We start from the raw sequence: 17,695 nt of genomic DNA on the forward strand, positions 1-17,695 counted from the left end.
GTTAAATACAACAGGTTATATAAATACTATTATATGTACTAGTAATTTTTTCTAGTAATACTAATTTCTTCTCCCATCCAGACTTTACTGTCGGTTCTGGAATCTCACCAGATCAGCTTGCGCTCACGGACTTCTAGTTAACTAGTCACCGCCGGTTGGGACTTGCACCCGACCCCGAAGAAATATTTAATTCATGACTTAATAATAACACCAATGAAAGCGATTGTCAATTACAAAATAAAAAACTATCACAAAATATAATCTATATGATGTGATAGTTTTGTTAATATTATTATAAGAATTGTGCTAAACAAACAATAAGGATGATAATTGGAAGTATATATCTTAGTAAGAATAGCCATACTTTGAATAATACTAAGCTAGATTTTTTATTTTCATTAATGTGTAATTGTTCTAGGGCTACTTTTTTATCAAGCACATATCCAGTGAATATTGATAAAGCAAGGCATCCAAGTGGCATTAAAATGTTAGATACTAAGAAATCCATTAAGTCAAAAATTGTTTTTCCGAATATTAATGTATTAGATAGAGATCCATAAGATAGTGCCGATGGAATACCAATAATGAAAGTTAAGATACCAATAATCACACTAAATTTAGTACGGTTAGTATTTCTTTGATCGGTAATATTTCCTACATTAATTTCTAACATAACAACTGATGAAGTTACAGTAGCGAATAGGAATAATATTAAGAATAAGATGTAGAAAATTTTACCGAATGCCATATTGTTGAATAGTTGAGGTAGTACGATGAATAATAAACTTGGACCACCTTCAGACTCCATTCCAAATGAACTCATCGCAGGAAAGATTGCTAATCCAGCCATTACAGAAACTGCAATGTTCATTAATACAACAGAGATACCAGACTGAACTAGGTTAGTTCTTCTGTCAAGGTAAGAAGCATATGTAAGCATAGCTGTAACTCCGATTGACAATGCGAAGAATGATTGTCCTAGTGCGAATAAAATACCAGAACTTGTGATTTTTGTGAAATCAGGTTTTAAGAAGTAAGTAACACCACTCATTGCATTAGGTAAAGTTAATGATCTTGCGATAATTATTAGGAATATAATGAATAATAGTGGCATCATAATTTTTGATGCTTTTTCAATACCTTTTTGAACACCACGAGATACTATATAAATATTTAATAAGATGAAAAGAGCTTGTGCTCCTAATGCGATCCAAGTGTTAGAAATGATGCTAACGAAAAGTGCCGCATGATCAGTAGTAGTGTGTACTCCAAGGGCATCTGTAATCGAAATACCAAGATATACTAAAATCCATCCACCAATAACACTGTAGAATGATAGTAAGATGAATAGGGCGAAACCACCGATATAACCAATAATATTATAATTTTTATTTTTTCCTAATTTACCAAAAGTTTTAATCGCTGATACTCCAGCCCCTCGACCTAATACGAATTCGGCAAGAAGTAGGGGTAGACCGATTAATAATGTAAAGATAAGGAATACTAGTAAGAATCCTCCTCCACCATTTGCTGCTGTCATATATGGAAACTTCCAGACTGCTCCTAAACCAATAGCTGAACCAGCAGAAGCAAGTATGAAACCTATTTTTGAACTCCATTTCGAACTTTCTGACATAAAATTTTCCTCCTAAATGTAATTTATAAATAATTAAAAAGCTATTTAGAAAATACTAAATAGCTTTTTAATTATTTATAATATCATACTCAAAGACCATTTAGTATTTTACCAATGGCCGAAAAACAAACTTAACTAGCCATTGTAGACATCGTTGCACTTATATCTACAATGCTATGAGATATAAGTGCTGCTAAAATGGCACAAAAAAGTATTCTCTTGTACTAGTTAAAATAATATTTTTCATTATTGAGTAGCTCCTTTTATTAATTGTTGATAAAATATTAACATTTATCTGAAAATTTGTCAATCTTTTTTTGAAAATAATTAGTGAAAAAAAATTGAGAATGATATATTTAACTTACATGATTGTTGTAAAATATAAGTTGCAGGTTAATATATAAATATAAAATTAATGAGATTATATAGTTTATGTAATTAATTGATAAATATTATCAAATATGTGATATGTTAAAAATTTAATAAGTTTATAAAACTGTTTATATGAAGTTACAAAAAGCTTATTATAACGGGTAAAATACAACTTACTTAATTTAATATAGGGTATAAATTAAAAAATATTATAAAAAAAATTAAAAAATTTACGTAAACTATTGCATTGATATTTAATATATGATATTATTATACCTATATGAAATTTAATACATAAATTATGTTTTCATAATTAATAGGAGGAAGTTTATGATGAACAAAAACATTAAAAAAGTAGTAGCAGCTACAGTTGTTGCTGGATTAGCAGTAGCACCAGTTGCAGCTCAAACTTACGCGCCAACAGCGCATGCAGCAGAACAAGCTCAATCAAAACACGTTTTAGCTAAATTCGTACAAAATGAGGAAGGTAACTTCGTGCAAGTTACAGCGACTCAAGATGTATTAGCTGCAAAAGTAACGATTTCTGTAGATGGAAAAGGTCAATACACAGTAAGTGTAGGAGATCTTAAAAAAGGTGAAACTAAATTAGTACCTTTCAACGTTGAAGGTGAAGCTGGTAAGGGATTTGCACCAAAAGCATTACCAAAAACTTCAGTAGTAGCTGATCACGTTACAATCTCAAAAACTGTCAACTCTCACTTAGTAAGAGCAACAGTTTCTTACAAATATGAAGATGGTAAAGCAGTGATTAAACCAACTCCAGGAAACGATGGTCACAAAGTAGACCCAGGAACACCAGGAGATCGTCCAGGAATTGGAGATATATTAAAACCAGCTCCAACTCCGGAACCACAACCGGAACCACTTTCGTTCCCAGAACCACAACCGGAACCAAAACGAGTTCCACTACCAAGAATACAGCCAGCTCCAAAACCGGAACCAAAACCGACTCCAGGATCACAACCTGGAAATAACGGGGTATTTAGACTTGATGATACATCTGTAATTGATCCTGGCTCAGTGGGAATAACTTTTAACTAATAAAAAAGTACGTTGAAAAGAATTATGGATTTAAAACTCATAATTCTTTTTAATAATATTTAAGAAACAGACTCTAGAAATCTAGAATCTGTTTTTTTCTTTTTTATTCGTTATCTAATTGCATGTAAACAACTTGAGTAGTTAAGTATTCTTCTAAACCATGTTTACCGTCTGCTCCACCGATACCAGATTTACGACGTCCAGCGTGGAATCCTTGCATTGCTTCGAAGTTTTCACGGTTGATGTATGTTTCACCGAATTTAAGACCGTTAACTGCTTTAAATGCAGTGTTAAGATTAGTAGTATATACTGATGAAGTTAATCCATATTCTGAATCATTAGCGTATTCTAATACTTCTTCTAAAGTTTTGAATGTAGCGATTGGAATTACAGGTCCAAATGTTTCTTCTTTCATGATTCTCATGTCATTAGTTACATCTGTAAGTACAGTTGGTCCAAAGAAGTATCCAACTTGATTTTCATCGCGAGTTCCACCGTAAGATAGAGTCGCTCCTTGTTTTACTGCGTAAGCAACTTTTTCAGAAACAGCGTCTACAGCACGTTTTTCGATAAGTGGACCGTAATCTACACCACCTTCTTTATTTGGATCACCGAATTTAACTTTATCAAGTTCAGCGAATAATAATTTTTCAAACTCATCTTTAACGTCTTCGTGAACATATACTCTTTCTGCACAGTTACATACTTGTCCAGAGTTAATTACACGAGAAGCTACGATTGCTTTTGCAGCAAGATTTAAGTCTGCATCTTTGAATACGATTGCCGGAGCTTTTCCACCAAGTTCTAGAGATACGTTAGTAATATTTTCAGCAGCTGCTTTCATTACTTCTTGTCCAGCAGTTAGGCTTCCTGTTAAACTTACTAAACCAACTTTAGGGTTAGAAGCTAATCTGTTTCCTACAACAGATCCACGTCCGTGAATTATGTTAAGGATACCTTTTGGTAAACCTACTTCAATACAAATCTCAGCGAAAATGTCAGCATTAATTGGTGTTAATTGACTAGGCTTAATAACAATTGAGTTACCAGTTAATAGAGCAGGTGCTGCTTTTCTAGCAATTAAGAAGAATGGGAAGTTCCATGGTAAGATACCAGTAGTTACTCCGTGAGGGCGTTTGAATAGGAAGATATGCTCGTCTTTTCTATCACTTTGGATAATTTCTCCTTCATATCTTCTAGCCCATTCAGCCATATAATCTAAATAATCAGCAGTAAATAGTACTTCTACTTTTGCTAAATCAAAAGTTTTACCACCTTCGTTAACGATAGTTTGAGTAATTTCAGGTTCACGTTCACGAATACGCTCTGCAATTTTTCTTAGGTATGCGCCTCTTTCAACTGCTGGTAATTTTTCCCAGTCTCGTTGTGCAACTTCTGCGATATCAATTGCACGGTCTACATCTTCTCTAGTTGAAGAAGGCACTTTTGCGATTACTTCTTCAGTTGATGGATTTAGCACGTCAAGATAATCATAATTCGAAATATTTTCAAATTCTCCATTGATAAAATTTTTTAAAACTTTAACTTCACTCATAGTATAAAACTCCTTTTTCTGTTTTTTAAAGTAAACGCTATCATTACTTTTTTATCATTATATATTATCCGGAAGAGTAAATCAAGTGCTTTGTTTGTATTTTTTGATATATATTTGTATATTTAAATATATCACTCTCTATTTTTATTAAAAAAATTATGTATATACAATTTTAATGTGAAGTAGTAATTTTAGAAAATTACCTAAAAATAAATCATTAGAATTATCTGTAATATAGCAAATAAAACGCATATATTATAAAATAATAATAGTTATTTATACGGCGAAAAAAGTTTTTATTTATTACAGATACGTGCTGAATTATTTATTTAATGCATTAAGTAACTAAAGTAAATAATAGTAAAAAATTTTTCTGAGCAAAATTATTTCCATTAGTAATGTATTTAGTGGTATAATTTTAGCATAAGAAATAATTAGGAGGTTCATTAATGAAACAGAACATAGGAGTTATTGGTTTATCAGTAATGGGAAGTAATCTTGCTTTGAATATTGCGGACAACGGATTTAAAGTTGCAGTATTCAATAGAACAACTACAGTAGTTGATAAAATGTTAGAAGAACACCCACATAATAATGTAGTAGGTAGATATTCACTACAAGAACTAATAGACGGTTTAGAAAAGCCTAGGAAAATAGTTTTAATGGTTAAAGCAGGTTTCGCTGTTGACAGTTTAATCGAGCAACTAACACCATTACTTGAAAAAGGTGATATTATTATTGATGGAGGAAACTCATTCTTCAAAGATACTCAAAGAAGATATGATTTATTATTAGAAAAAGGAATTAACTATTTTGGTGTAGGTGTATCTGGAGGCGAGGAAGGAGCTAGATTTGGTCCTGCATTAATGCCTGGAGGAGATGAAAAAGCTTATGAAGAAATTCGTCCGATTTTAGAAGCAATTGCTGCTAAAGTTAACGATGTTCCATGTTGTAGCTATACTTCTACAGGAGGAGCTGGGCACTATGTTAAAATGGTGCACAATGGTATTGAATATGGAGATATGCAATTAATCTCAGAAGCATATAAAGTACTTAAACATCTAGGTGGGTTCTCTAATGAAGAATTACAAGAAACTTTCGAAGAGTGGAATAAAGGTGAATTAGAATCATATCTAATCGAAATTACTGCAAATATCTTCAAAGTTAAAGAAGAAGATGGTAGCTACTTAGTAGATAAAATATTAGACAAATCACAACAAAAAGGTACTGGTAAATGGACTAATGAGCAAGCTATTGACTTAGGAATCGATGTATCTGTTATTACAGCTGCCTTAAATGGAAGATATATGTCAAATCTTAAAGAAGAGCGTGTTCGTGCGGAACAAGAATTCACACGTAAACCATATGCAGTTGTAGAAGATAAAGAAAGACTAAAAACTATTGTAAAAGATGCATTATTTATCTCAAAAATAGTATCTTATGCTCAAGGATTTAAACTACTTCAAGCTGCTGAAAAAGAATATAATTGGACATTTGATTATTCGCAAATTGCTAAAATTTTCCGTGGTGGATGTATTATTCAAGCGAAAATTTTACAAAATATTATAGAAGCGTACCAAAATAATCCGAAATTAGAAAACTTAATTTTTGATCTGTTCTTCAAAGAAATAATCGAAACAAGACAAGATAGCTTACGTGAAGTTGCTGCCTTAGCAATTACTAATAGACTGCCACTTAGTGCTATGACTTCAGCAGTATCGTACTTAGATATTTATACTACTGCTAATAGTGGAGCTAATTTAATTCAAGCACAACGTGACTATTTTGGAGCACACACTTTTGAAAGAACTGATAAAGAAGGAAATTATCACTATGACTGGGTTGGTAACAATGGAAAATAAAACAGCAATAACACTTTTTGGAGGGACAGGAGATCTTACATATAGAAAACTGTTACCTGCATTATATAATCTAAATGTATTAGGGAAATTAGCTGATGATTTTAAGGTTGTCGTGATAGGTCGTAGGGCATATACACAATCAGATTACATAGATATAGCTCGTACATGGGTTAAAGAATATGCACGTACTAAGTTCGACGATGAACAATTTGATGAATATGCTAAAAGAATTATTTATTTCAAAATGGATATGACAAACGAAGATGATTATGAAATGTTACAGGCATTTTATGGTGAGCAAGGTATAGAAAATCATGTATATTATTTTGCCGTAGCGCCATCATTTTTTATAACAATAACAAATGGATTGAAAAAACATTGTGCAGATAATAATGCAAAAGTTATAATTGAAAAGCCGTTTGGAGAAGATTTAGAAAAAGCTGGAATATTAAATGATGAACTTGCAAAATTCTTTAATCAAGATGAAATTTATCATATTGACCATTATTTAGGTAAAGAAATGATTCAAAATATTCTATCATTACGTTTCGAAAATATTATTTTTAAAGGCATTTGGAATAAAGATTTTGTAGAAAATGTTCAAATAACTGCAGCCGAAACGGTTGGTGTTGGAACTAGAGCCAGTTACTATGATAAGAGTGGTGCTTTAAAAGATATGGTTCAAAACCACCTATTACAAGTTCTGTCATTAGTAGCTATGGAAGAACCGAAAGAAGAAGGAAGTCGTGGTATTCACGAGAGTCAATATAATCTTCTTTCTGCAATTAAACCGATTGAGGATGTTCATGATAGTTTAGTGATGGCACAATATGAAGGATATCTTCAAGAGGAGAATATTCCTGCAGATTCTAAAACAGAAACATACGTTGCTCTTAAATTATTTGTAGATAATAAGCGATGGGAAGGTGTGCCATTCTTTATTAGAACTGGTAAAAAATTAGAAAAACGTGAAACTCAAGTAGTTGTTCAGTTCAAATCTGTTGGAAACTCTCCTGGTAATGTATTAATAATAAAAATTCAACCTGAAGAAGGTGTGTATTTCCAATTTAATGCTAAAAAGCCAGGTACAGAACAAGAGTTACAACCAATTTCATTAGACTTCTGTCAAAGTTGTATATTAGAAAATATAATAAATACACCGGAAGCTTATGAAAGATTACTTGATGCTTGCTTTAGAGAAGATAGAGCATTATTCTCACAATGGAATCAAATAGTAGAATCTTGGACATTTATTAATAAGTTAATAGCTAGATATGAAGAGCAAGGTTCTCCATTATACACATATGAACAAGGTTCAAAAGGTCCAAAAGAGGCAGATGAGCTAGTAAATTGGGTTAAATAATTATTAAGATGTATTGTATGACTTAAAGTCATGCGATACATCTTTTTGAATATAAGCATTTTTAACCAGTTAATTAGTTAGGAAAGTTTACGTTAAGCGTTAAGTATAGTATAATGAAAATGTAAGTAAAATTATAAATAATGATTTTCATGAGGAGTTAAAATGAGACTGTTAGATTCAATGTTAGAATACAATGAGTACTTTGTAAAATTTGAAGAGTATGAAAAATATAAAACAGAAGATAAGTATCCTGCTAAGAGGGTAGTGATGTTTACTTGTATGGATACAAGACTGGTTGAGCTTGCAACAAAGTCTTTGAATCTATCTTCGGGTGATGTTAAAGTAGTAAAAAATGCAGGGGCAATTTTGACGCATCCATTTGGATCGATTATGAGAAGTTTGATAATTGCAGTATATATGTTAAAAGCTGATGAAATTATAGTAATGGGGCACCATGATTGTGGAATGCAAAATATTAATACTAACTTAATCATGGAAAAAATGAAAGACAGGGGTATAGGGCAAGAAACTTTAGATATTTTACAATATTCTGGACTTGATTTAAATACATGGTTGCATGGATTTGACGATGTAGAGGAAAGCGTCGGACACGATGTAAACATGATAACTAAGCATCCATTGATTCCAAAAGATGTACCCGTTCATGGATTAGTGATAGATCCAAGTAATGGGAAGGTAGAGTTGGTAGTTAATGGTTACGATAATCTAAGAAAATAGAGAGGAGTTATTTGAATTGAAAAAAATATTGATATTAAATACTGGTGGAACTATCTCTATGAGCGAAGATCAAACAACTGGAAAAGTTTCTCCAACAGATAGTAATCCAATTGGAATAGGTGGAAATTTATTTTCTTATATGGGAGATTTATATGTAGAGGATCTTTACCACCTTGCTTCGCCTCAAATTACTGAAAGGGAAGTGCTGGGAATAAAAAATAGAATTGAAGAAGCGGTAAAAGAAGGATATAACGGAATTGTCATAACACATGGTACGGATACACTTGAAGAAACTGCTTATTATTTAGAATTAACATTAAATATAGATATACCTGTTGTAGTAACAGGAGCTATGCGCTCAAGTAATGAAATAGGGGCTGATGGATTAGCTAATTTGAGGAGTTCTTTAGTGGTTGCAACTAGTGAAGATAGCTGTGACAAAGGAGTACTAGTAGTTATGAATGATGAAGTTCATACAGCTACTTATGTAACAAAAACTCACACGACTAACGTAGCAACATTTCAAACGCCGACATTTGGACCTATTGGATTAGTCTCTAAGAATGAAGTTATTTATTTTCAAAAACTAGTAAGAGAAGAGCATTATAATGTTAATACTGTGGGGAAAAAGGTTTATTTGTTAAAAGCATATGCAGGTATGGGAGACGAACTTATAAATGCAGTGCTTAAATTAGGAGCAGATGGATTAGTTATCGAAGCTTTAGGAGCTGGGAATTTACCCCCAAAAACTGTATCAGCTATTAGAGAATGTATAAAAAATGATATGCCTGTAGTTTTTGTATCGCGTGCATTTAATGGAGTCACTCAAGATGTTTATGATTATGAAGGTGGGGGGAAAAGATTTCAACAAGATGGGGTTATATTCACAACGGGTTTGAGTGGACAAAAGGCTAGAATAAAATTAATGATTTTATTAGAGGCAGCTATCCCTCGTGAGAGATTAAGAGAATTGTTTTAAAACAGTGTTTAATCCTATAAAAGTGTATATAAAGTTGAATATTTTTTCTAATTATGGTAGTATATTAAATGATTTATATTAGAAAAGAGGTGTAAAGTTGGAATTTAAATATCACAAGTCGTATAAAGGATTTTATCTAATTGAGGATAATAAATTTAAGCGTCCTTATCAAAAGCTAGATCAAGGAAAAACATTAAAAAATTTAAATGGAAAACTTGAGTTTGATGAAAATAGAATATTAAAGATTGATTCTAAGGCAGTTGTTTTTGTTGATAAAAATGAAGGTAAATCTTCAAAGGAAAAAACAACAAAAGCGAAAAAAATTCATAGAACTGTTGAAGAAATAGATTTTGAATCATTAGAACTTAAATACAAAATACCGAAGCTTTTATTGAAAAAGTTATATACTATTATTTCGGAAAATTCAATAAATGAAAAACGAGATTTATTATCAGTGTTATCGGTAATTGAAAATATAACAATCTCAGATGGATTATTCTTTTCAAAAGTGAAAAAAATATTTTATTATGGTGAAGATGAACTAAATAATTTACTAGCTAGATACAATTTTGATAATTTAGACGTAGTTAATCTAAAGAAAGACATCGAAGTTAATTATCCTAGTCAATTCATTTCAAATTTACCTATAGATTATAAAGAGTACGAGATGATTTTCGTGTTTTACTTTATTATATTAATCGAATTATTAACTATATTGAAATAATAATTGAACTTTTTGATTAAACAAAACTAAAAAGACTTGATTTTTCTTCAGTCCTTTGTTATAATTTTAATCAGAAAGTTTATTTTTTTAACACCCGATGGTCGTGAATTGACCTAACTGGACGCAAAAAGTCCAACGATAAACTTTTAATATATTTTTAATATATATAGGGGAAACTTAAGATGGATATTTTACATTTGTTACATATGCAAAGTAGACTCGTACCTGAAATGTTTATGAAATTCAGTAATAGATATGAACTTCTGGTAACAATTAAAATTAATCAACCAGTGGGAAGGAAATCATTATTAAATTTTATCAATATGACTGAAAGGCAATTACGAACAGAATGTGAAGTTCTATCCAAGTTAGGATTAATTACAAAAAATTCTACAGGAATGAGTATTACTGAAAAAGGAGAGACTCTTCTTTTAGAAATAAAAGAGTCAGTTATAAATGATTCTTTCGCAAAAGAAAGAAGTTTTATAAAAAATAATTTTTCAATAAAGCAAGTTCATATTGTAGCTGGTGACTTTGTTAATAATGAAGCTACTAGAGAAGAAATGACAAGCCTACTCTTGGATAAGGTTAATGCTAAAATAACTAAGGAATGCGTAATTGGAGTCAGCGGAGGTAGTACAATGTATTACATAGCCGGTAAAGCTAATGAAACATTTGGTTATGGAAAGGATGTTACTATAACACCGATAAGAGGTGGTTTATCTGTCGTTAATACGGAATATCAAGCTAATGATATTGCATCGAAGATGGCTAATAATTCTGGTCACAATTATCAATTATTACATGCACCAGATAATATAGGACAAAAGGCATTAGAGGAACTTATAAAAGAACCAGTTGTGAAAAATGCGCTTGATGTTATAGGAAAAACATCTATAATTATCCATAGTATTGGAAATGCTTTTGAAATGGCTCAAAGAAGAAAATCTTCAAAAGAGATTTTAAAAGTATTAGAAGAAAAAAAAGCTGTTAGTGAATCATTTGGAAGTTATTTTAATGAAAGCGGCAGTGAAATATTTAAAACCTCTACTATAGGTATGAGTTTTAAAGATGTTGATGGCATTGATAATGTCTTTACGATAGTTGGTGGTGAGGAAAAAGCTGATGCAGTATTTAGTTATCTAAATACAAAACCAGCTAATGCAACACTGATTATTGACGAGGCAATTTGCAAAAAAATAATAAAAAAAGTTAATAATAATTTTTAGGAGGACTAAAAAATGTCAGTAAAAGTAGCAATTAACGGATTTGGACGTATCGGACGTCTTGCATTAAGAAGAATCCAAAACGTAGAAGGAATTGAAGTAGTAGCGATTAACGACTTAACACCAGTTAATCAACTAGTTCACTTATTAAAATATGATACAACTCAAGGTCGTTTCAACGGAGAAGTATCTGCTTCAGAAGGAAGCTTAGTAGTAAATGGAAAAGAAATCAAAGCATTTGCTAATGCAAATCCAACTGAACTACCATGGGGAGAATTAGGAATCGATGTAGTATTAGAATGTACTGGATTCTTCACTTCTAAAGAAAAAGCAGAAGCTCACATCCAAGCAGGAGCTAAAAAAGTTGTTATCTCAGCTCCAGGTGGAAACGACGTTAAAACAATTGTATACAATGTAAACCACGAAACTCTAGACGGAACAGAAACAGTTATCTCAGGTGCATCTTGTACAACTAACTGTTTAGCTCCAATGGCTAAAACTTTACACGATAACTTCACAGTTGTTGAAGGATTAATGACTACTATTCACGGATACACTGGAGACCAAAACACACTTGACGCTCCTCACCGTGGTGGAGACTTACGTCGTGCTCGTGCAGCAGCTGAAAATATCGTACCTAACACAACTGGTGCTGCTAAAGCAATTGGATTAGTAATTCCAGAATTAAACGGAAAATTAGATGGAGCTGCACAACGTGTACCAGTACCAACAGGTTCATTAACAGAATTAGTTGCTGTAGTTGAAAAAACTGTTACAGCTGAAGAAGTTAACGCTGCAATGGAAGCTGCTGCAAACGAATCATTCGGTTACAACGTAGATCCAATCGTATCTTCTGATATTATCGGAATTTCTTACGGATCATTATTCGATGCAACTCAAACAAAAGTATTAACAGTTGGAGACAAACAACTAGTTAAAGTTGTATCTTGGTACGATAACGAAATGTCTTACACTTCTCAATTAGTAAGAACATTAAAATACTTTGCAGGATTAATCAAATAATCTAATTAGGTAATAAATAAGAGTAGATAAGATATAAGTTGATTTTGACTTATATCTTGTCTCCTATATTCCAAAAATATTTAAAAGGAGCTTTCCATGAAGAAATCTATCAAAGACTTAGGTAACTTACAAGGGAAAACTGTCTTAATGCGTGTTGACTTCAACGTGCCATTAAAAGATGGTGAAATTACAAATGATAACCGTATTACTGCGGCATTACCAACTATTGAGTATGCACTAAATCAAGGAGCTAAAGTTGTAGCATTTTCACACTTAGGACGTGTTAAAGAAGAAGCTGATAAAGCATCAAAAAGCTTAGCACCTGTAGCCGTAAGATTATCAGAATTATTAGGAAAAGAAGTTAAATTTGTACCTGAAACTCGTGGTGCTGAATTAGAGGCAGCGGTTAAAGGATTAAACGAAGGCGAAATCTTAATGTTCGAAAACACTCGTTTTGAAGATGTAGATGGTAAAAAAGAATCTAAAAATGATCCAGAACTAGCAAAATATTGGGCTTCTCTAGGTGATGTATTTGTAAATGATGCATTCGGTACGGCTCACCGTGCACATGCTTCAAACGTAGGTATTGCATCTAATATTGGAGAAGGAAATTCTGCATCAGGATTCCTAGTTGATAAAGAAATCAAATTTATCGGTGGAGCAGTTGATAATCCAGAAAGACCACTTGTTGCAATCTTAGGTGGAGCAAAAGTTTCTGATAAAATTGCAGTTATTGAAAACTTATTAGATAAAGCTGATAAAGTAATCATCGGTGGAGGTATGGCTTATACTTTCATGAAAGCACAAGGTAAAGAAATCGGAATTTCACTTTGTGAAAATGATAAAATTGATTATGCTCGTGAATTAATGGAAAAAGCTGGAGATAAATTAGTATTACCAATTGATACAGTAGTTGCTAAAGAGTTCTCTAATGATGCACCAAGCCGTGTAGCACAAGGTGATATTCAACCTGATGAAGAAGGATTAGATATTGGACCGAAATCTGTTGAATTATTCAAGAATACTCTTGAAGGAGCAAGAACAGTAATCTGGAATGGTCCTATGGGTGTATTCGAGATGTCTAATTTCGCTAAAGGAACAATTGGTGTATGTGAAGCTATCGCAAACTTAGAAGGAGCTACTACTATAATCGGTGGTGGTGATAGTGCAACAGCAGCAATTTCTTTAGGATATGCAGAAAAATTCTCACACATTTCTACAGGTGGAGGAGCTTCTTTAGAATATCTAGAAGGAAAAGTATTACCTGGAATTGATTCATTATCAAATAAATAATTTTAAAACTCAAGGAGAGTAACATTATGTCAAGATTACCATTTATCGCAGGAAACTGGAAAATGAATAAAAACCCACAAGAAGCTAAAGCATTCGTTGAAGCTCTTGCAGGAAAACTACCATCATCAGATAAAGTTGAAGCTGGTATTGCAGCTCCTGCTGTTGATTTAAGTGTATTACTTAGCGCAGCGGAAGGAACTGGATTAAAAGTTGCAGCTCAAAACTGCTATTTTGAAAATTCAGGAGCGTACACTGGTGAAACTTCACCTAAAGTATTGTCTGAAATGGGTGTAAATTATGTAGTAATCGGTCACTCAGAGCGTCGTGAATATTTCCACGAAACAGATGAAGATATCAACAAAAAAGCAAAAGCAATTTTTGCTAATGGATTACTTCCGATAATCTGTTGTGGAGAAAGTCTTGAAACATATGAAGCAGGTAAGGCTGCAGAATTTGTTGGAGCTCAAGTTAAAGGAGCATTAGCTGATTTAACAGCAGAACAAGTAGCATCATCAGTTATCGCTTATGAGCCAATTTGGGCTATTGGAACTGGTAAATCTGCTACTAAAGAAGATGCACAAAAAATGTGTAAAGCGGTTCGTGACGTAGTTGAAGGATTATACGGAAAAGAAGTATCTGAAAGAGTTCGTATTCAATACGGTGGATCAGTTAAACCTGAAAATGTAAAAGAATATCTATCTTGCCCAGACGTAGATGGAGCATTAGTAGGTGGAGCATCTCTAGAAGCAGAATCATTCTTAGCGCTTCTTGAAGGTGGAAAATTAGCTTAATTTTAGTAAAAAATAAAAAATTGTAGTATAATAAAATTATAAATCAAATAATAAGGAGAAAGTTAATGTTAGCAAAAACATTTGATATTATCGCAGAAGTATATGCAAGAGAAGTTTTAGATTCACGTGGTAACCCAACTGTAGAAGTTGAAGTAACAACTGAATCAGGAGCGTTTGGACGTGCACTAGTACCATCAGGAGCATCAACTGGACAATACGAAGCAGTTGAATTACGTGATGGAGACAAAGGTCGTTACTTAGGTAAAGGTGTAACTAAAGCTGTAACTAACGTTAATGAAGAAATTGCACCATTATTAGAAGGTAAATTCGACGTATTTGATCAAGTAGGAATTGACTACGCTATGATCGAATTAGACGGAACTGAAAATAAAGGACGTCTAGGAGCTAACGCAATCTTAGGTGTATCTTTAGCAGTAGCGCACGCTGCAGCTGATGCATTAGGAGTACCTCTATACAGATACTTAGGAGGAACTAACTCTAAAGAATTACCAACTCCAATGATGAACATCGTAAACGGTGGATCTCACTCAGATGCTCCAATCGCATTCCAAGAGTTCATGATTTTACCAGTAGGAGCACCTACATTCAAAGAAGCTTTACGTTGGGGAGCTGAAGTATTCCACAACTTAGCTAAATTATTACACAACCGTGGATTATCAACAGCGGTTGGTGATGAAGGTGGATTTGCTCCAACATTCGAAGGAACTGAAGATGCAGTTGAAACTATCTTAGCTGCAATCAAAGCTGCTGGATTAGAACCAGGTAAAGATGTATTCTTAGGATTTGACTGTGCATCATCTGAATTCTACGAAAACGGAGTATACAACTACGCTAAATTTGAAGGTGAAGGTGGAGCAGTACGTACTTCAGCAGAGCAAGTTGATTACTTAGAAGAATTAGTAAACAAATACCCAATCATCACTATCGAAGATGGTATGGATGAAAACGACTGGGAAGGATGGAAATTACTTACAGACCGTATCGGTGACCGCGTACAATTAGTAGGAGATGATTTATTCGTTACAAATACTAAAAAATTATCTCAAGGTATCGAACAAGGTGTTGGTAACTCAATCTTAATTAAAGTTAACCAAATCGGTACTTTAACTGAAACTCTAAATGCTATCGAAATGGCTAAACGTGCTCGTTACACAGCGGTAATTTCTCACCGTTCAGGAGAAACTGAAGATTCTACAATCTCAGATATCGCAGTTGCAACTAATGCAGGACAAATTAAAACTGGTTCTCTAAGCCGTACAGACCGTATTGCAAAATACAACCAATTATTACGTATTGAAGATGAATTAGATGCTACAGCAGAATACCCAGGTGTTCGTGCTTTCTACAACATCAAACGTTAATTGATATAAATAATCAATAAAAAAGGTAAAAGTCGTTGACTTTTACCTTTTTTATTATATAAAAAAATTATAATCATAAAGCTTCATATTTGTAAAAATATTTGTTAATATAATTAAAAATATAAAAACATATTATATAATAGAATAGTTAAAAGATAGTATAAGTTTTAAAATAGCGCATTGGAAACTCTTACATTATAGAAAAAGCTAATTTTGTTCGTGAAACTTGTAAATATCTATAGTTCGTATAAATTTAACACAATAAATATATATTAATACATTAAATTTTTCGTGTATATACATTATATTTTTTATTAAATTGGTTCTTTTTAATATGTTCGAAAAATGCTGAAAAATGTTTGTTTTTACGTTATTTGTATAGTAATTACGTCCGGATAGTTTGTTTAATGTTTAATTAAAATAAAAAAATAATAGTAAATTATTAAAGTTACAGCATTAAATAATTTAAAATTAACTCTTTACAAACGGTTTCATATATGTTACTATTTTGGTGACAAGATAAATATATAAATTTGTAGGAGGTTAATATGGCAAGTTTATCATTAAAAAAAATATATAAAAAATATGATAATGGCTTCTGTGCAGTAACAGATTTTAATTTAGAAGTAGCGGATAAGGAATTCGTTGTATTCGTAGGACCATCTGGTTGTGGTAAATCTACTACTCTAAGAATGATTGCAGGTTTAGAAGACATAACGGAAGGAGAATTCTACATTGGTGACAGATTAGTTAACGATGTTGAACCTAAAGATAGAGATATCGCAATGGTATTCCAAAGTTATGCTTTATATCCTCACATGACAGTATTCGATAATATGGCATTCGCTTTAAAATTAAGAAAAGTGCCAAAAGAGGAAATTAAAGCAAAAGTAGAAGAGGCTGCAAAAATCTTAGGATTAGAAGAGCTTCTAGATAGAAAACCAAAAGCACTTTCTGGAGGTCAAAGACAAAGGGTTGCATTAGGACGTGCTATTGTAAGAAGTCCTAAAGTATTCCTTATGGACGAACCGTTATCAAACTTAGATGCAAAACTAAGAAGTAACATGAGGGCGGAAATCATTAAAATTCATAACACTTTAGGTGCAACTACAATTTATGTAACGCATGACCAAACTGAAGCTATGACAATGGCTGATAGAATAGTTGTAATGAAAAAAGGTGTAGTTCAACAAGTAGGAAGTCCTAAAGAAATTTACGATCATCCTCAAAATCTATTTGTAGCAGGATTTATCGGAGCACCAACAATGAACTTCATGAGAGGTAAAGTTGTTGAAGGTAACTTCGTTACAAAAGGAGGAGGAAAAATTGAAATTCCTTTTGGATACTATGAAAAACTTAAAGAACTAGGTTATGAAGGAAAAGAAGTTGTTTTAGGAATAAGACCTGAGAATATCTCTAATGATCCACTAGTATTAGAAACTTATTCTCATGCAAAAATTACTTCTAAAGTAATCGTAGCAGAGTTATTAGGTTCTGAGTATATCGTTCACACTGATTTAAATGGTGAAAGTATCAAAGCGATTGTGCACTCAAGACAGAACATTAAAATGGGTGACGAATTAACATTCGCATTAGATATGAACAGAGCCCACTTCTTCGATGTAGATACAGAACTTAGTATCTTAGAATAAATTAAATAAGACGTCAAAATTTTTAAAAAAATACAAA

At 32.4% G+C, this 17,695-nt stretch carries 14 protein-coding genes and 1 riboswitch; of the genes, 12 read left to right on the forward strand and 2 right to left on the reverse strand.

Annotated elements, in window-relative coordinates; all coding sequences use genetic code 11:
* Window positions 1–61 precede the first annotated feature (61 nt).
* Window positions 62–186: riboswitch (FMN riboswitch) on the reverse strand.
* A 106-nt stretch (window positions 187–292) separates the two neighbouring features.
* On the reverse strand, window positions 293–1,636 hold the full coding sequence (locus tag RWQ73_RS00205; protein ID WP_314406097.1) for a sodium-dependent transporter: 1,344 nt from the start codon (window positions 1,634–1,636) through the stop codon (window positions 293–295).
* 702 nt (window positions 1,637–2,338) lie between these two features.
* Here RWQ73_RS00205 and RWQ73_RS00210 point away from each other — a divergent pair.
* Entirely contained in the window at window positions 2,339–3,070 is a 732-nt protein-coding gene (locus RWQ73_RS00210; RefSeq protein ID WP_314406098.1) for a hypothetical protein, read from the forward strand.
* A gap of 103 nt (window positions 3,071–3,173) precedes the next feature.
* Here RWQ73_RS00210 and aldA read toward each other — a convergent pair whose 3' ends face one another.
* Window positions 3,174–4,625: an aldehyde dehydrogenase gene (gene aldA / locus RWQ73_RS00215; RefSeq protein WP_314406099.1), complete on the reverse strand. Its 1,452-nt coding sequence runs from the start codon at window positions 4,623–4,625 to the stop codon at window positions 3,174–3,176.
* Between the two features lie 449 nt (window positions 4,626–5,074).
* Between aldA and gnd the strand changes: the two genes are divergently transcribed.
* The 11 genes from gnd (at window position 5,075) to RWQ73_RS00270 (ending at window position 17,658) form a co-directional block, all read left to right on the forward strand.
* Window positions 5,075–6,487: a decarboxylating NADP(+)-dependent phosphogluconate dehydrogenase gene (gene gnd, locus RWQ73_RS00220; RefSeq protein ID WP_314406100.1), complete on the forward strand. Its 1,413-nt coding sequence runs from the start codon at window positions 5,075–5,077 to the stop codon at window positions 6,485–6,487.
* Window positions 6,426–7,850 carry a glucose-6-phosphate dehydrogenase gene (gene zwf / locus RWQ73_RS00225; RefSeq protein WP_314406101.1) on the forward strand — a complete coding sequence of 475 codons (1,425 nt, stop codon included), beginning with the start codon at window positions 6,426–6,428 and terminating at the stop codon, window positions 7,848–7,850. The genes gnd and zwf overlap by 62 nt, the downstream gene beginning before the upstream one ends.
* 162 nt (window positions 7,851–8,012) lie before the next feature.
* Window positions 8,013–8,588 carry a carbonic anhydrase gene (locus RWQ73_RS00230; protein WP_314406102.1) on the forward strand — a complete coding sequence of 192 codons (576 nt, stop codon included), beginning with the start codon at window positions 8,013–8,015 and terminating at the stop codon, window positions 8,586–8,588.
* A 16-nt stretch (window positions 8,589–8,604) separates the two neighbouring features.
* Window positions 8,605–9,567 carry an asparaginase gene (locus RWQ73_RS00235; protein WP_314406103.1) on the forward strand — a complete coding sequence of 321 codons (963 nt, stop codon included), beginning with the start codon at window positions 8,605–8,607 and terminating at the stop codon, window positions 9,565–9,567.
* A gap of 97 nt (window positions 9,568–9,664) precedes the next feature.
* Window positions 9,665–10,291: an exonuclease SbcC gene (locus RWQ73_RS00240; protein WP_314406104.1), complete on the forward strand. Its 627-nt coding sequence runs from the start codon at window positions 9,665–9,667 to the stop codon at window positions 10,289–10,291.
* 182 nt (window positions 10,292–10,473) lie between these two features.
* Window positions 10,474–11,520, forward strand: a complete 1,047-nt coding sequence (locus RWQ73_RS00245) for a sugar-binding domain-containing protein (RefSeq protein ID WP_314406105.1) — start codon at window positions 10,474–10,476, stop codon at window positions 11,518–11,520.
* 12 nt (window positions 11,521–11,532) lie between these two features.
* A complete protein-coding gene (gap, locus tag RWQ73_RS00250; RefSeq protein ID WP_314406106.1) occupies window positions 11,533–12,540 on the forward strand; it encodes a type I glyceraldehyde-3-phosphate dehydrogenase in 1,008 nt (335 codons plus the stop codon).
* A 96-nt stretch (window positions 12,541–12,636) separates the two neighbouring features.
* Entirely contained in the window at window positions 12,637–13,833 is a 1,197-nt protein-coding gene (locus RWQ73_RS00255; RefSeq protein WP_314406107.1) for a phosphoglycerate kinase, read from the forward strand.
* Window positions 13,834–13,859: 26 nt separating this feature from the next.
* The gene (gene tpiA, locus RWQ73_RS00260; protein WP_314406108.1) at window positions 13,860–14,624 is read left to right on the forward strand and encodes a triose-phosphate isomerase; all 765 of its coding nucleotides are present in this window, start codon (window positions 13,860–13,862) and stop codon (window positions 14,622–14,624) included.
* Between the two features lie 65 nt (window positions 14,625–14,689).
* Window positions 14,690–16,006: a phosphopyruvate hydratase gene (eno, locus tag RWQ73_RS00265; RefSeq protein ID WP_314085173.1), complete on the forward strand. Its 1,317-nt coding sequence runs from the start codon at window positions 14,690–14,692 to the stop codon at window positions 16,004–16,006.
* Between the two features lie 548 nt (window positions 16,007–16,554).
* Window positions 16,555–17,658: a sn-glycerol-3-phosphate ABC transporter ATP-binding protein UgpC gene (locus tag RWQ73_RS00270; RefSeq protein ID WP_314085171.1), complete on the forward strand. Its 1,104-nt coding sequence runs from the start codon at window positions 16,555–16,557 to the stop codon at window positions 17,656–17,658.
* Window positions 17,659–17,695: the final 37 nt, after the last annotated feature.

It is taken from the genome of uncultured Gemella sp. (assembly GCF_963525875.1).
In the GTDB taxonomy this organism is placed as follows: Bacteria; Bacillota; Bacilli; order Staphylococcales; family Gemellaceae; genus Gemella.

Excerpts from the sequence above, each read along its gene's own strand:
- tpiA (WP_314406108.1), top strand. The coding sequence starts at position 13,860 with ATGTCAAGATTACCATTTATCGCAGGAAACTGGAAAATGAATAAAAAC.
- gap (WP_314406106.1), top strand. The coding sequence starts at position 11,533 with ATGTCAGTAAAAGTAGCAATTAACGGATTTGGACGTATCGGACGTCTT.
- RWQ73_RS00270 (WP_314085171.1), top strand. The coding sequence starts at position 16,555 with ATGGCAAGTTTATCATTAAAAAAAATATATAAAAAATATGATAATGGC.
- RWQ73_RS00255 (WP_314406107.1), top strand. The coding sequence starts at position 12,637 with ATGAAGAAATCTATCAAAGACTTAGGTAACTTACAAGGGAAAACTGTC.
- RWQ73_RS00230 (WP_314406102.1), top strand. The coding sequence starts at position 8,013 with ATGAGACTGTTAGATTCAATGTTAGAATACAATGAGTACTTTGTAAAA.
- RWQ73_RS00245 (WP_314406105.1), top strand. The coding sequence starts at position 10,474 with ATGGATATTTTACATTTGTTACATATGCAAAGTAGACTCGTACCTGAA.
- RWQ73_RS00205 (WP_314406097.1), bottom strand. The coding sequence starts at position 1,636 with ATGTCAGAAAGTTCGAAATGGAGTTCAAAAATAGGTTTCATACTTGCT.
- eno (WP_314085173.1), top strand. The coding sequence starts at position 14,690 with ATGTTAGCAAAAACATTTGATATTATCGCAGAAGTATATGCAAGAGAA.
- aldA (WP_314406099.1), bottom strand. The coding sequence starts at position 4,625 with ATGAGTGAAGTTAAAGTTTTAAAAAATTTTATCAATGGAGAATTTGAA.
- RWQ73_RS00210 (WP_314406098.1), top strand. The coding sequence starts at position 2,339 with ATGATGAACAAAAACATTAAAAAAGTAGTAGCAGCTACAGTTGTTGCT.
- gnd (WP_314406100.1), top strand. The coding sequence starts at position 5,075 with ATGAAACAGAACATAGGAGTTATTGGTTTATCAGTAATGGGAAGTAAT.